General features: G+C 45.8%; 13 protein-coding genes. 2 read left to right on the top strand and 11 right to left on the bottom strand.

All coding sequences use genetic code 11. The features are described 5' to 3' along the window. Window positions 1–320: 320 nt before the first annotated feature. On the top strand, window positions 321–1034 hold the full coding sequence (locus AB4180_RS14250) for an oligogalacturonate-specific porin KdgM family protein (protein WP_009848608.1): 714 nt from the start codon (window positions 321–323) through the stop codon (window positions 1032–1034). A gap of 249 nt (window positions 1035–1283) precedes the next feature. Here AB4180_RS14250 and AB4180_RS14245 read toward each other — a convergent pair whose 3' ends face one another. Together AB4180_RS14245 and AB4180_RS14240 are read right to left on the bottom strand one after the other, a co-directional pair. Beyond that, on the bottom strand, window positions 1284–1724 hold the full coding sequence (locus tag AB4180_RS14245; RefSeq protein WP_029223113.1) for a DUF411 domain-containing protein: 441 nt from the start codon (window positions 1722–1724) through the stop codon (window positions 1284–1286). Next, window positions 1714–4491 carry a copper-translocating P-type ATPase gene (locus tag AB4180_RS14240; protein WP_102250350.1) on the bottom strand — a complete coding sequence of 926 codons (2778 nt, stop codon included), beginning with the start codon at window positions 4489–4491 and terminating at the stop codon, window positions 1714–1716. The genes AB4180_RS14245 and AB4180_RS14240 overlap by 11 nt, the downstream gene beginning before the upstream one ends. Window positions 4492–4809: 318 nt before the next feature. On the opposite strand from AB4180_RS14240, the gene gltX reads away from it, so the two are divergent. Continuing rightward, window positions 4810–6237, top strand: coding sequence for a glutamate--tRNA ligase (gene gltX, locus AB4180_RS14235; protein WP_017099633.1), 1428 nt, complete (start codon window positions 4810–4812; stop codon window positions 6235–6237). Window positions 6238–6313: 76 nt separating this feature from the next. On the opposite strand, the gene AB4180_RS14230 is transcribed toward gltX, so the two are convergent. Genes AB4180_RS14230 through AB4180_RS14190 form a run of 9 tightly spaced genes read right to left on the bottom strand, consistent with a single transcriptional unit; the run spans window position 6314 to window position 14570 of the window. Next, a complete protein-coding gene (locus AB4180_RS14230) occupies window positions 6314–6778 on the bottom strand; it encodes an Sbal_3080 family lipoprotein (RefSeq protein WP_017103976.1) in 465 nt (154 codons plus the stop codon). 8 nt (window positions 6779–6786) lie between these two features. Then, window positions 6787–8010 carry a beta-ketoacyl-ACP synthase gene (locus AB4180_RS14225; RefSeq protein WP_017099147.1) on the bottom strand — a complete coding sequence of 408 codons (1224 nt, stop codon included), beginning with the start codon at window positions 8008–8010 and terminating at the stop codon, window positions 6787–6789. Further along, window positions 8007–8732, bottom strand: a complete 726-nt coding sequence (locus tag AB4180_RS14220; protein WP_017103977.1) for a 3-ketoacyl-ACP reductase FabG2 — start codon at window positions 8730–8732, stop codon at window positions 8007–8009. The genes AB4180_RS14225 and AB4180_RS14220 overlap by 4 nt, the downstream gene beginning before the upstream one ends. Beyond that, on the bottom strand, window positions 8729–9193 hold the full coding sequence (locus AB4180_RS14215) for a hotdog family protein (RefSeq protein ID WP_017103978.1): 465 nt from the start codon (window positions 9191–9193) through the stop codon (window positions 8729–8731). The genes AB4180_RS14220 and AB4180_RS14215 overlap by 4 nt, the downstream gene beginning before the upstream one ends. Then, window positions 9186–10385, bottom strand: coding sequence for a beta-ketoacyl-[acyl-carrier-protein] synthase family protein (locus tag AB4180_RS14210; protein ID WP_017103979.1), 1200 nt, complete (start codon window positions 10383–10385; stop codon window positions 9186–9188). Before AB4180_RS14210 ends, AB4180_RS14215 begins: the two co-directional genes overlap by 8 nt. A gap of 5 nt (window positions 10386–10390) precedes the next feature. Next, window positions 10391–11014, bottom strand: a complete 624-nt coding sequence (locus AB4180_RS14205; RefSeq protein WP_017103980.1) for a DUF3261 domain-containing protein — start codon at window positions 11012–11014, stop codon at window positions 10391–10393. Beyond that, the gene (locus tag AB4180_RS14200) at window positions 11011–13383 is read right to left on the bottom strand and encodes an MMPL family transporter (protein WP_102250351.1); all 2373 of its coding nucleotides are present in this window, start codon (window positions 13381–13383) and stop codon (window positions 11011–11013) included. Before AB4180_RS14200 ends, AB4180_RS14205 begins: the two co-directional genes overlap by 4 nt. Next, window positions 13355–14053 carry an outer membrane lipoprotein carrier protein LolA gene (locus AB4180_RS14195; RefSeq protein ID WP_017103982.1) on the bottom strand — a complete coding sequence of 233 codons (699 nt, stop codon included), beginning with the start codon at window positions 14051–14053 and terminating at the stop codon, window positions 13355–13357. Before AB4180_RS14195 ends, AB4180_RS14200 begins: the two co-directional genes overlap by 29 nt. After that, window positions 14040–14570 carry a thioesterase family protein gene (locus tag AB4180_RS14190; protein ID WP_017103983.1) on the bottom strand — a complete coding sequence of 177 codons (531 nt, stop codon included), beginning with the start codon at window positions 14568–14570 and terminating at the stop codon, window positions 14040–14042. Before AB4180_RS14190 ends, AB4180_RS14195 begins: the two co-directional genes overlap by 14 nt. Window positions 14571–14602: the final 32 nt, after the last annotated feature.

Here is a 14602-nt window from a genome sequence, read left to right as displayed (position 1 = left end):
AAAAACTATAAATCAGGTGTGATTGAAACAACTGAATCTAATTTTATGCCGTGAAATAACGTGATCTTGATCCGTTTTGATTATTGGGTTTCTTTTTTTATCTATTTTTATGTTTTTAAGCTATTGATTTGTTTGGGTTAAATAACTTTCCTTTTTTTGATGGTGAGAGAGATCACTCTGTTTGTCCTTTTATTTTGAAACGTAAATTAAATCGAGCAAGATAGATTTCATGCCAGGGAGGCTACCAATTACTCAAGCGGCGAAGGTGAATGATATACCGAAGATATGTCGCTGAAAAATTTAAACTAAGGCAGTTTACTATGAAAAAAATTATCGCTCTAAGTGCACTTTCTCTTGCTTTCGCTTCTAGTGCTTTCGCTGGTTCATCTTACGTTACAGGTAATATCCAATTTCACGACGATGGCCGTATCCACGGTTCTGATATGACTTCGACTCTAGAAGCTGGCCACACGTTTGACAACTCTCTAGGCGGTTTAACTGTTTACACTGAGTTTGATGGCATCCAACTTGGCGACCTTGAAGGTCTAACTGCTGCTGAAACTGGTGGCGACGCAACAACTGGTCAAGCAAATGCATTCATCACTGTTGGTGGTGAGCAAGCTTTCAATATCACTGACAACCTATGGGTTGCAGCGGGTTACCAACATGTCTTCTCTGCTGGCGAGAGCATTCAGTTCCGTCCACTGGTTAAAATTGGTTACAACTTCGACAACGGTATCTCTATTAGTAACCGTACTCGTGCACACATCGATGACACTTCTGCAGATGCTGACACTGATTACCGCATGGATAACCGCATTGCTTACTCTGTAAACGAAGACCTAGCGCTTAGCTACAACAACGTATACATGATTGATGCTGAAGCTATGGATCACGAGCTTCGTGCAACATGGACTCGTCAAGGTGTTCAACCTTACTTCGAATTCCGTAGCCAAGCTAACGGAGTTGATTTCGCGAACGGCGCGTCTAAAACAAACAACGCATTCGTATTCGGTGCATCTTACGGCTTCTAAGCTGATTCACTTGGCTGCTTAATCGATTAGATTATTAGCCAAGTGAGTTTCTTCGCTAATTAGCTTTTTTGTTAAATAGAGTTTTTGCTAACTAGCGACGAAAACATAGTGGTACTAACAGCCCGGTTGGTGCCGCGACAAGATTTGCTTTACTGTCCAAAAGCAAAGAGCCTAGTAAGTAAACCAGAGTCTTGGGTTTGCTTAATGCTAGGCTCTATTTTTATTGCTGTTCGTAGGTCTAATTACGCTCTATTTTCCGTTGTAATGACGGTATTCAAACACCTGACCTTTCTCGTTAAACGCATACACAGAATACTCGTCTTTCTTATCGCCATACTCCATGCCCGGAGAGCCCATTGGCATGCCTGGAACCGCCAAGCCAATCGCATTGCGTGGTGGGTTCTCTAAAAAGGCTTTCACGTCCTCTGCAGGAATGTGCCCCTCAAATACGTAACCGTCGATCTCTGCCGTATGGCAAGAAGCCAGTTCTGGCGTTACTCCTAACTTCTGCTTGATTGGGTTCATGTCATCATGGAGTTTCTCTGTGACATCGAAACCTGCGTCTTGCATGTGTTCTGTCCATTCTGTGCAGCAGCCACAATATGGAGACTTATGGTTTAGTACATTAGTAGCGAGAGCTTGTCCTGAAATTGCAGCGAGTGCAGTAAGAGTCATAACTTTACGAATCATGGTGAACCTCATGAATATGGTTTTTGTTGATATTATAATGAGTGGGTTTGAACAATCTTAATCTGTTGGCATTGCTGACTACGGTGATTGATGACATCGCCATCGCAGCGCCTGCAACGACAGGGCTAAGTAAAAATCCGAAGAATGGGTAGAGCACACCAGCCGCAATTGGAATACCTAACGAGTTATAGATGAAGGCACCAAACAGGTTTTGCTTCATATTTCTCACGGTTGCCTGGGATAGCTCGATCGCATTACTCACAGACAGTGGCGACGAGTTCAGCAGCGTCATTTGCGCACTTTCAATCGCCACATCGCTGCCGCTACCCATTGCGATTCCTATATCCGCTTGAGCAAGAGCTGGTGCATCGTTAATACCGTCTCCTACCATGGCAACGCTCTTATATTGTTGTTGAAGCTGAACAATATGCTGAGCTTTCTGCTCTGGTAGTACTTCCGAGATAACCTCGTCGATACCGACGTTTTTACCTATTGCTTGAGCCACAGAGTCGTTGTCGCCCGTTAATAGCACCGTGTGAATTCCGGCGGATTTTAGTTGAGTAATGGCTTGTTTGCTATCTATTTTTAACGCGTCTGAAATGCCAAATATGCCTTCCAGTTTTTGATCGATTACAACGAAGATGGGTGTCCATGCTTGTGTTCGACAAAGCTCGATAAAGTCCGCGCCAATGTCTGTATTGATGCCGAGTTGGGTGAGGTACTTAAGTGAGCCTACTTGAACGTTTTTGCCGCTAATTATTGCCTGTACTCCAAGCCCTCTTTGGTTTTCGAATTCGCTTTGGGGTAGCGCTGAAACTTGTAAGCTCTCAGCATATTGGCAAACGGCTTTCGCTAATGGGTGTTCTGAGCCTACCTCTACCGAATAGGCGTAAGCCAGCAGTTCTTGTTCTGATAAGTCGCCATAAAAGGCCTGCTGAACGGTTGGCTTACCTTGGGTTAGGGTGCCTGTTTTATCAAATACGACAGCATCGATTTTGCTTGCAGATTGCAACACATCGGCATCCTTGATCAGAACACCAAACTCAGCGGCTTTGCCCACGCCGACAGTACTAGAGAGCGGTGTCGCTAAGCCCAAGGCACATGGACAGGCGATGATCAGTACAGTGGTTGATACCACGAGCATGTAACTTGCACTCGGTTGTGGTCCAACAAAAAACCAAACTAGGGCGGCAATGGCTGCGATCGCGACCACAACTGGTACGAAAACGGCAGAGATAGAGTCGGCAAGCTTCGCAATCGCAGGCTTGCTGCTTTGAGCTTGGCGAACCATCTGAATGATTCGAGCCAACATGGTGCTTGAGCCGATTCCCGTGGCTTCAATGATCAGGCTGCCATCACCATTGATGGTACCTGCTGAAACGCCATCATTAATCGATTTAACGTTAGGAAGCGGTTCGCCAGTCAGCATCGACTCATCGATATAAGATTCGCCAGATACCACGACACCATCGACAGGGACTTTTTCTCCCGGTTTCACTCGTACTTGCATACCGACTTGAATAGCTTCGACGGCGATGGTTTGTTCTTTACCATCGACGATAACCACGGCTTTTTGAGGTTGTAAATTAATCAGTGCCTGCAAAGATTTGGTGGTGCGTGCCTTGGCTTTGGCTTCAATGTAGTGACCCAAAGATATAAGGCCAACAATCATGGCGCTCGCTTCAAAATAGACATGGCGCGATGGTTCTGGGAACCATGATGGAATTAGCACAACCAGCATTGAGTAGAACCACGCGGCGCCAGTGCCTAGAGTGACCAAGGTATCCATGGTTGCACGCTTGTGCATCAGTGATTGCCAAGCGTTAGTAAAGAAGCTGCGTCCTGAAGTGGCTAGCAGTACCAAACAGACGACACCGACCAATCCCCAAGCCAATTGGTCGTTAAATGTAGCAATGGTCATGCTGCCACCGAACAGACCCCACGCCATCAGTGGAGCACCGATCAGCAGCGCGCTTACTGAATTCTTTAGGAAAGCTTTTTGGGTACGAAGTTGTTGTTCTTGCTGTTTTTGTTGTTGAGTTGCCGCGTCGTCAACGAACTCGGCACCGTAACCTGCGTTTTTCACCGATTCTATTAGCGCGCTCTCGATGACGTCACGTGTTTCAGATGTGAAGACCAAGGCTGTCTGTTCAGCGAGGTTGATCTGAGCTTGGTCGACGAACTCATTCTTTTTCAGCGCTTTCTCTACCGAAGAAACACAACTCGCACACGTCATTCCCTCAAGAACAAGGTGATAGGTATATTGGCTAGCAGCAGGTTTATCTTGTGTCTGCTCCACTGGCGCTGTTTTTTTATCGTCTTCTGAATTAGATAAAGGCTCATTAACCTCAGAGTAGGGAGCCGCGTGATAACCCACACTTTCGATTAGCTCAATAAGCTCGGATTCTGAAAGCAGAGTAACCAAGGACAATTCATGTTTGCTGACTTCTAGGTCTGAGATTTGCTCGGTCTGCTCAAGCGCTTGTGTCAGCTTGTTCACGCACTTACCGCAGCTAAGACCGGATAACGAAAGGTGCAGTTTATTGCCCATGCTATAACCAAGCGTCGCTAACTGTTGGTTGAGTTGAACGTAATTAAAAGGAGTAGAAATATCGATGTGGGTCGGCGATATATCATTGATCGTCGTGTTGTCGAATTCGCCAAACAGTGTGCGAACTTTCTTCGCACAACCCATGCAATTTAGGCCGTTGAGCATAGCTGTGTAATAGTTCATATCGATACTCCAATTCTCATCTACGCCTAACATAAACCTTCCCGTAAGGGTAAGGTCAAACATAAATTCAAGAATTTGATATTTGCTGGAATATTGAGTGATGGAATAGATGAGGTTTATCGCGAGCGTGGCGAGAATTTGCCGTTTTAGAGCATTTGACATGTGCTTGAGCTATTGGTTTGCTCCTTCTACGATAGCTTTCGTACAAGATCAGCGCATTAATCATTCACTACTGATTGTAGATTTAAGCGGTGGTGATAAAATAGCGCCCAAAATTTAGTGATATTTTTCTGTTGCAGGCTTTGTAATGGCAATCACTAAAAGAATCACCTACATAATCAAGGTATTTAAATGACGGTTAAAACTCGTTTTGCTCCTAGCCCAACTGGCTATCTTCACGTTGGTGGTGCACGTACTGCACTTTACTCTTGGCTATTCGCTAAGAATCAAGGTGGTGAATTCGTTCTGCGTATCGAAGACACGGACCTTGAGCGTAACTCTCAAGAAGCGGTTGATGCAATTCTAGAAGGCATGCAATGGATGGGAATGGAATGGGATGAAGGTCCTTACTACCAATCTAAGCGTTTTGACCGTTACAACGAAATGGTTGATAAGCTACTTGCTGAAGACAAAGCTTTCAAATGCTATGCGTCTAAAGAGCTGCTTGACGAAATTCGTGCAGAGCAAGAAGAAAACAAAGAGATGGCTCGTTACGATGCGAACCACCCTAAAATTGTTGCAGCAAACGAAGCAGCAAAAGAAGGTGATGCGTGCGTTATCCGTTTCCGTAACCCTAAAGAAGGCAGCGTAGTATTTGATGACCAAATTCGTGGTCGCATTGAAATTTCTAACAGCCAACTTGATGACCTAATCATTCGTCGTACAGACGGTGCACCAACATACAACTTCGTTGTTGTAGTGGATGACTGGGACATGGGTATTACACACGTTGTACGTGGTGAAGACCACATCAACAACACACCTCGTCAAATCAACATCTATGAAGCACTAGGCGCGCCAGTTCCAACTTTCGCTCACTGTGCAATGATTCTTGGTGATGACGGTGCGAAACTTTCTAAGCGTCACGGTGCTGTTTCTGTAATGCAATACCGCGACGAAGGTTACCTACCAAATGCACTAAACAACTACCTAGTTCGTTTAGGTTGGTCTCACGGTGACCAAGAGATCTTCTCTCAAGAAGAGATGATTGAATTCTTCAGCCTGAACGCTATCAGCAAGTCTGCTTCTGCATTCAACACTGATAAGCTACTTTGGTTGAACAACCACTACATCAAGACTTCTGAGCCTGAGTACGTTGCTAAATACCTGCAATGGCACCTAGATGCACAAAAGATCGATACAACAAATGGCCCGGCTATCACTGAAGTGATCACGCTAGTTGGCGAGCGTTGTAATACGCTTATCGAACTTGCTGAACAGTCTCGTTACTTCTACGAAGATTTCTCTGAGTTTGAAGCTGGCGCAGCGAAGAAGCACCTACGTGGTGTTGCTAAAGGCCCACTAGAGCTTGCTCTTGCTAAGGTTGAAGCGCTTGAAGATTTCACTACTACAAACATCAAAGATGGTGTGATTGCAGCAGTATGTGAAGAGCTAGAGGTCGGCATGGGTAAAATCGGTATGCCACTTCGCGTAGCAGTAACAGGTGGCGGCCAGTCTCCTTCTGTTGATGCTGTGATGGAGCTTGTTGGTAAAGAGCGCGTAATCGCTCGTATCAAGATGGCTCTTGAGTTCATCGCTGAGCGTGAAGCTAACGCTTAATTGAGCGAATGCTAGATTCAAAAAAGGGTCAGTAACTTGGTTACTGACCCTTTTTATTTGTTTTGATCTTGGTTGATTAAAGCTTATCTTCAGCAATCATTTGAGTCGCTTGCGCGGCTGTTTTCTTATCGAACAAGATATCCATCATTGCTTTGATGCGTTCCATATCGTCACCAAACTTAGAAAAGTTTCCGCTGTTTGGCGCTTTGAATTCGACATTGCCTACGCGTTGTTGATCTTGATAAGCCGAGATCTTAGCGTCTGCAACAAAGGTTCTGAAATCCCAGCTCCAACGAGAGACATAATCGAACGTAATATCTTCTGGTTTATGTTCTGAACCGTCTGCAACGACTTTACATTTGACCTGATTGTTCAGACACCAATCGAGCATTGAATCGAGGAAGATACTGCGAGTTTTCACGTCTTCCACGATAGTGATATTTTCAATGTTATTTGCTTCTGGAAGTGCATTGCCCGAGTATTTCGGAGCACTACAACCTGCGAGTAAAACGACAACAGCAACAGCTAGCCAGTTTTTCATTCTCTATCCTAGATTTTTTTGAATATGATGGAGGTGTTGATCCCGCCAAAGGCAAAGTTATTGCTCATCAGGTATTCAACATCCAATTCGCGACCAGAACCTGTAATGTAATCGAGTTTACCGCAGCGTTCGTCGATGTTTTCAAGGTTCAATGTTGGGCTGAACCAACCGGAATGCATCATTTCTAGGCTCAACCAAGCCTCAATGGCACCACACGCTCCAAGCGTATGACCAAAGTAGCTTTTTAATGAGCTGATTGGCACTTCACCAAAAATGTTCGCGGTCGCATTACTTTCTGCAATATCGCCTTTATCTGTTGCCGTTCCGTGCGCCGAAACGTAACCAATTTTTTCAGCAGGAAGCTGTGCATCTTTCAGCGCTTTCTCCATACAGATTTGCATGGTTTCCATTTGAGGTTGGGTCACATGGGCGGCATCGCAGTTGCTGGCAAAACCGATGATTTCCGCGTAGATCTTTGCACCGCGAGCAACCGCATGTTCATACTCTTCAAGAACAAGCGTACCAGCACCTTCACCGATAACCAGGCCATCGCGCTCACTGTCGTAAGGGCTAGGGGATTTTTCTGGCGTGTCGTTTTTTAAACTGGTAGCAAAAAGGGTATCAAAAACGGCAGATTCGGTTGGGCATAGCTCTTCACCACCACCGGCAACCATCACGGTTTGGTAACCGTGTTTGATTGCTTCATAGGCGTAGCCAATCGCTTGGCTACCTGAAGTACAGGCACTGCTGGTGGGAATCACACGTCCACGTAAGCCAAAGAATAGCCCGACGTTGACCGCTGCGGTGTGTGGCATCATCTGAACGTAAGTCGTTGCGGTGATAGCTCGTGTCGATTTCTCGTTAAGCATCACGCCAAATGCACCAACCGCATCAGTACTGCCGGTTGAAGAACCATAGGCAATGCCTGTTTCGCCATTAGTCAAAACGTCGTGGCCAATCAGTCCTGCTTGCTCTAGTGCATTTTCGGTCGCCACTGTTGCTAGGCGAGACACGCGGCCCATGCCACGAACCTGTTTGCGCTTATAGTGCTTAGGTAGTTGGAAGTCATCAATAGGTGCGGCAAGCTTTGTGTTGAGGCCATCGTACTGCTCAAAGCTAGGCATGTACTGGGTCGCATTTTCACATGCTTTTAGTTTTGGCTCGATGTGCTGCCAATCGTTGCCAAAAGCGGTAACGCCTGACATGCCAGTTACAACAACGCGGCGGGTCATACTAAGCCTCCATTAACTGAAATCACTTGGCGAGTTACGTAGCTGGCAATATCCGACATTAGGTAGCTGACTAGGCCTGCTACTTCTTCTGGTTCACCCATGCGGCGTAATGGAACTTGAGGCAGCGCATGCTCTTTTACATGCTCATCAACCATCCCGGTATCGATTAGACCTGGTGCGACACAGTTTACCGTTATCTTGCGTTTTGCGAGCTCTAGAGCCAGAGACTTAGTTGCGCCAATCACACCTGATTTTGCTGCGGCATAGTTGGTTTGACCGCGGTTACCCATGATGCCGGATACAGAAGCCAGAGTAACGATTCGACCGCCTTTGCGTTTTTGAACCATTGGCATCACGCACGGGTGAAGTACGTTGTAGAAGCTGTCGAGGTTGGTATGGATAACACCATCCCACTCTTCTTCAGTCATAGCTGGGAATGCCGTGTCACGAGTAATGCCCGCATTATTCACTACACCATAGTAAGCGCCGTGTTCGGCAATATCTGACTCAAGCGTTTCGCGACATTCGCTGCGATTGCTGATATCAAATTGGATCAGACGTCCTGCAGCACCGAGCTCAGTGATCGACTTTAATGTGTCTTCAGCACCTTGCTTGTCACCCATGTAATGAACGGCGATTTCAAAACCGTCTTTCGCGAGTTGAATAGCGATCGCTTTACCAATGCCTTTACTGGCACCAGTGACTAAAACCTGACGGCTCATGATGGGCTCCTAGTTTTCATTTCTTGTAATTTTTGTTCGGTCGGCACGTAGACGTTGAGTTGGCATTGAGCCACTAACTCGCCTTGGTCTTCGACTCGGGCGGTAAACACGGCCATGCCACTGTCTTCCATGAGTTGTTCAGCATAGATATCAAGGGTTTGACCTTGAGTAAATTCATCACACAGTGACTTGTAGCGACGAGAACCGAGTAAGAAGCCGATTGGAGGAGTAGTGCCGTTTTTCAGCGCATGGTATCCAGACCAAGCTGCAACAGACTGCGCCATAAACTCGATGCCAACATAAGCTGGGACCGTTTGAGATTCGACGTCAAAGAATAGGTTGTGCGCGCCAATATCGACCTGGCAGTGAATCGACAATGCCTCAACGTTGATAGCTCGATCGATTAATATCATCGGGTCATCGTGTGGGAGAAGTTGGTCTACAGAAGGGATATCAGTCATTTACTACACCAAAAATCAGGCTAATGTTGTTGCCACCAAAAGCGAACGAGTTGCTTAAGATGTTCTTTACTTTAAGTTTCTGGGAACAGTTTACCAAATCAATCTCAATATCTTCAGCTTTATACTGACATTTTTGTAAGGGGAGTGGTAAGTCATATTTTAGAATATGCCACGCAATTGCAGCCTCTATCGCACTTGCCGCTCCAAGAGTATGTCCTGTTAGAGGCTTGGTTGAACTGACGGGAACCTTGTTTGCAAAAATGCGATGGATGGCTTTGCTTTCCATTGAATCATTGAGTGGAGTTGCGGTGCCATGGGCATTAATATAACCGATGTCTTTTGCTCGTAACTGTGCAGAATCTAACGCCTTTCTCATTGCTTGTTCTGCACCGTTCCCTTCTGGATGGGGCGCGGAAATATGGTGTGCGTCGGAGCTGTCGCCATAGCCTAATAGGGCTATATTCGAAGTGCTTTGAGTTGTATTGGTAGCGGTTGGTTTTGTCTTGCTAAGCAACATAAATGCCGCAGCTTCTCCGATGTTGATGCCATCACGAGAGGCGCTAAAGGGCTTACAATGTGTGGTTGATAGCGCTTCAAGACCATGAAAGCCATTGAGTGTCAGTTTACATAGTGTATCGACACCTCCAACCAACACAGCATCAGCCATTCCTGAATCTAACAAACGTTGGGCAGTAATAAATACACGGCCACTTGATGAGCAAGCGGTCGAGATCGCATAACTTGGCCCGGTTAATGAGCAATATTGACTAACAAACTCAGAGGTGTTCCCTAGCTCTTGTTTGGAATAGTGGAAATCTTCGGGGAAAGAGCCATGTTCGAGTTTGTGTTTAAATGCCGTTTCACCATCAGAAATTCCCGAGGTGCTTGTGCCGATAACTACAGCAATTCTATCGGCACCAAATTGTGATTTTGCTTGCTCGATAGAGTCTTTGATTTGATTAACAGCCGATAACGCCAGTTGATTGTTACGAGTGGCGTATTCCGCTTGTTCTGATGGAATTTCCGGTAAATCACCTGCGACCTTACCAACAACCGTCGGCTTACCGTCGTTTAGCATGTCGCTCACTTCAACCATGCTTGATTCATGCTCGCCTTTGAGGCAGCCATGAATGTCAGCAACGCTTGAGCCTAATGCGGAGTGGAAACCACAGTCTTGGATATAAATAGGCATAATGTTTAGCTCTTACTTGGGTTATCGACAATCGTTGAGTTCAACGTTTGTATCGTGATGGTGTAGCCTTGAATCAAATGCTTGAAAACAATGTTGCCTGCGGTTTTGTGTGTTCCGGGCTCTGCTTGGTAATCAATTTTAATGATTGGCTGTTGGTTTTCATCAAATACGGTGCGGCTGTTTTCGGTATCGACCAAATACCAACCGATGTCTTGTAAAGGTTGAGCCCATGCTTCAACTGGCCATAGAGTCAGCATCAAATTAAATAGTACTTGCTCGGGTAGCGGCAGGGTAGCGCCAAGACCAGATAGAACTTGAGTATCAATCGTTTGGTTTTGGTATTGCAGCGATAGAATGCGAGTACCCCAAGAGGAGAAACCCGCCAACACGACTTTGTCTGATGTGACTTCGACTTGAACAGGAAGTTGCTGCGTATCATCTTGCCATGTTGCGCTGATCAGCTGACTTGCCGTAAATGAGTATCCCAGTTCAGCAGGCAGCGGCAAGGCGAGCTCTGTGTCTTTGTCGATTGCGACACTTGCGCCTGTAGGCTGTTGAGACACCATCGAACAAGCGCTGAGTAGTAAGCCCAATCCAACGGCGAGCGCTATCTTGATTGTTTTGTTCATCTAAAAGCCTCTCGAGAGTTTGATTTTTCCGCTGCTTGTTGGTTGTTGATTGCAAGTGGCGAAAGCAACCACGCGACGAAAATACCAGTTAGGACGGTAACACCGAAGCTATGAATGGCATGAGTCTGACTCAGTGACAATAAGCCAAATGAGAGTAGCGTTGTGAGGCCTGACAAAGTAATCGCCAATAAGGTGCTTAGTGATTTCTTCTGCTCAGCAAAGAACAGGGTATAGTCGATACCAATCCCTAGAATCAGAATCAGTCCAAGCAGGTTAAACAGATTCAGTGTCGAGCCTAAAATTCCCGTGACCGCTAAACCAGCGACTCCGGCAATTAATGAAGGCAACAGCATTAATAGGCTTTGCTTCACACCATAACGCCAACCCAACACCATGCCAATAGCCGCTAATGCTATCAATAACAACTCGGTGATCTTGACTCTATATTCCGCAAAGAGAGCAGAGATTTCATCGGCTTTATTAAGGTATTTAACACCTTGTTGCTGAGCAAAGCTTGAATCGAGCCATTGAGAGAACTGTTCTGAATCTGTGACGTCTTTGATCAAAATGACCGACGCGGCTTGCCCATCGATCGGTTTTAACCAAAGTGGTCGAACAGGTTCTGACACTGGTGATTCTAAAAATACAGATACCGTGATTGCCTCGAACTTAGGAAGATCTGGAAAGCTAGGCCAACCAAGAGTGTTCTGTAAGATATGGCTTTGCTGGCTATAAAGTTGTTTAACCAATTGATAGTTATCATGCTGTTGTTGTTTGCTTAACAACTGTTGATTGATGCTGCGATATCCAGAGATACCTTGGCTATCGACCAAAGAATCTAAGCTTGTGGTGATTTCTGCCAGTTTTTTGAGTAGCTTTTGGTCGCTCTTGGCAGTCACCAGAAGCATATTTTGACCACTGCCTAATCCTGATATCTCAGTAATGGCTTGTTCTTGCTGTTTGAGTTGATTAGGCATCGCTTGAAGTTGACGAATATCGTCGTCGTAGCGAATTTGACTGACTGATATCAGGCTCAAGACAGTCACAGCTAACGGTAAGCCAATTTTAAATTTTTGGTTGCTCCAGAGGCTTAACCAAGTATGCCAAAGCTTCGACAGAGGAAGAGGGCGTTCTTGGCTTGGTTTTGCCGCTAAAACCGGATACCAACACACCACACTGGCGTAAGCTGCGATCAGTCCAATCGACGAAAAAAGAGCAAGTTGCTGTAACCCCGGGAAAGGCGCCACCAACAAGCCTAGGTAGCCAATCAAGCTGGTGATCAGACCCAAGGTGATCGCAACGATAATATGTTTCAACCCTTTGTCGCTTTGCCATTGATTACCTGCCGCCAAGCGATCAGTCAGGTAGTGAAAGGAGTAGTCGATGGATACGCCAATTAAGCTGGCACCAAACACCAAACTAAACAGGTGAACCTTGCCGAAGATAGCGACGGTGCTTGCCAGCGCAACCAATAATCCAGTACTGATGGAAAGTAAGGATAAGGCAAGTGGGAGGGCGCTACGAAATGTTAGCCACACCAATAAAATTACACCTGCCAATGAGCCCAAACCAATGGTACTGATTTCTGATTTCGCACTTTCGGTACCGTAATTGGCGTAGAACACCACACCGGTATGCTTCACTTTGACACCAAACTGCTTTTCGATCTCGCGCTCAATTGAATCAAGATCGGGAAGTTGCTCTTGAATCGCTAAACTATAAGGCGAACCTGCCAGAGTCGCCGTCACCAAAATATGAGTTTGTTCATTAGACTGGGCTGTGAGGTAGCCTTCTTTCAGAACAAAGTTGCTTGATTGAACGCCAACTGCACTGATGTAGTCGCGAAATAGCAGAAATGGGTCGAGAGATAGCTCTGCTGCAGTGACGCCTGAAAACGGATTGTACAGAGACTGAATGACATATTGAGCTCGCGAATCCGGCGAGTGTGTCAGCGTCTCTTTTTGTTGTTGGGTCAGCAGTTGAGCTCGGTGACGAAAATAGAAATCGCTCCATTGGCTTTGCGTGCTGGCGTTGATCTTGCCTTGAACTTGCTTAAACAGAGTTGGCTGGCTTGAGAAAGCTCTTTGGTTAAGTTTTTTTTCAAAAGCGTCAGTCGCTGTCATGGCTTGTTCGACGTCGGAGGCACTTATGATAAAGACCACTTGCTCGCTCATCGAGCTGGATATTTGCTGAAAGGCTTGCTCTACCATGGGATCTTGCTGGTTTTCTGGCAGCAATTTCATGATGTTGCTTTCAATGGGTACCGACGAAGAAAAAGCGAATTGTTTGATCAACAATCCGCTAAACAGTATTACGACAACAAGCCAAGCAAGGGCTAGGCTAGAATTGGAATTGTTGCGCTTCAGCATCTGATAATACTTCCGGTAGATGGCTTAACTGGCTAAATTCGATCACTGTGCTGTCCCCACGAACTTCTCTAAGTTCGATACGTTCAATGTCACCTTGTCCTTGCAGTGTGATGGCTTCAAACACCGCGTTCATTGGCGCATTCTTTGGCTTTAGAGTGAGAGTCCATCGTGTGTCTTGTGAACTTGAGTTTGCACTTTCATCAGAATTTGTCGCAGTCGTTGGTTCAAATGACAGTGAGAATTGCTCTTGAAGTTTTTGCGTGTCCCCGTGAAACACCGACAGGAATATATGGCTGAAATAAAATGCCATTGGGTTTTCTTTATCGGTAATGATCTTAGCGGGTTGATCGGCAAACCTTTGGCTCAGTTTGTTATCGGTTAGCACCAAGCTCACAGGAAAGGGGGTCACTTGTGTCCAAAGCAAACCATGCGACTTGTCTAACAGGAAAGTACCTTGTGATGTTAGAGGTTGGGCGAACATTTCCATGTTGCGCGTTTGAGTAAATTGACCACGAACGATACTATTTTCGCTTAACACGGCTTGTAGTTCTGTAATAGAACCGACAGCATTCGTGTTCTCGCTAGCGCCAGCCAAGTGACTCGCCATCATTGAGGCAAGCCCTAGCAGTGCGATACTGATTTGCTTACGCCCGTGTTTAAACAGACTCATGTTTCACCTGCTGCTGTGTGTTAGGTACTTGCGGTTGCTCTGATTGGTGATCGTTTGATTGCTGCTCAATTGATTGGGGTAAGCAGCCAAATTGATGCCAGTGTTCGACTTTATCGGTAAACACTTTCGGCGAAGCAAAACACATATCTTGTTCTTCAATGGTTACTGCAACCTGCATGGTGTGAGCGCGTGTCATACGAGCACCGGTGTTGGCATCGTGAATTTCGTAGTCAACACGCAAGCGGTTTTCCCATTCAGTTAACTTAGCGGATACCGTGATCTGATGATTAAACGGTATCGCTTTGATGTACTTTACGCGCGTGTCGATGATCGGCCACATGTAGCCCGAATTCTTCATCTCATGGTAGTTGTACTCAATCTTATCCATCATGATGCGCCTAACTTCTTCAAAAAATCGGAAGTAGTTGCCATGGTAGATCACGCCCATTGGGTCGGCATCTTGGAATGAGGTTACTAAAGTAACCTCTGATTTTAATGGATGAAGGATTTCAGACATAAATCGCTCTCAACAATATTGCATAAAGGGTT

Origin of the sequence: Vibrio sp. 10N.286.49.C3, assembly GCF_041469545.1 — a bacterium.
Taxonomy (GTDB): Bacteria; Pseudomonadota; Gammaproteobacteria; order Enterobacterales; family Vibrionaceae; genus Vibrio; species Vibrio tasmaniensis_A.
This window is presented reverse-complemented; position numbering and strand designations above follow the sequence as displayed.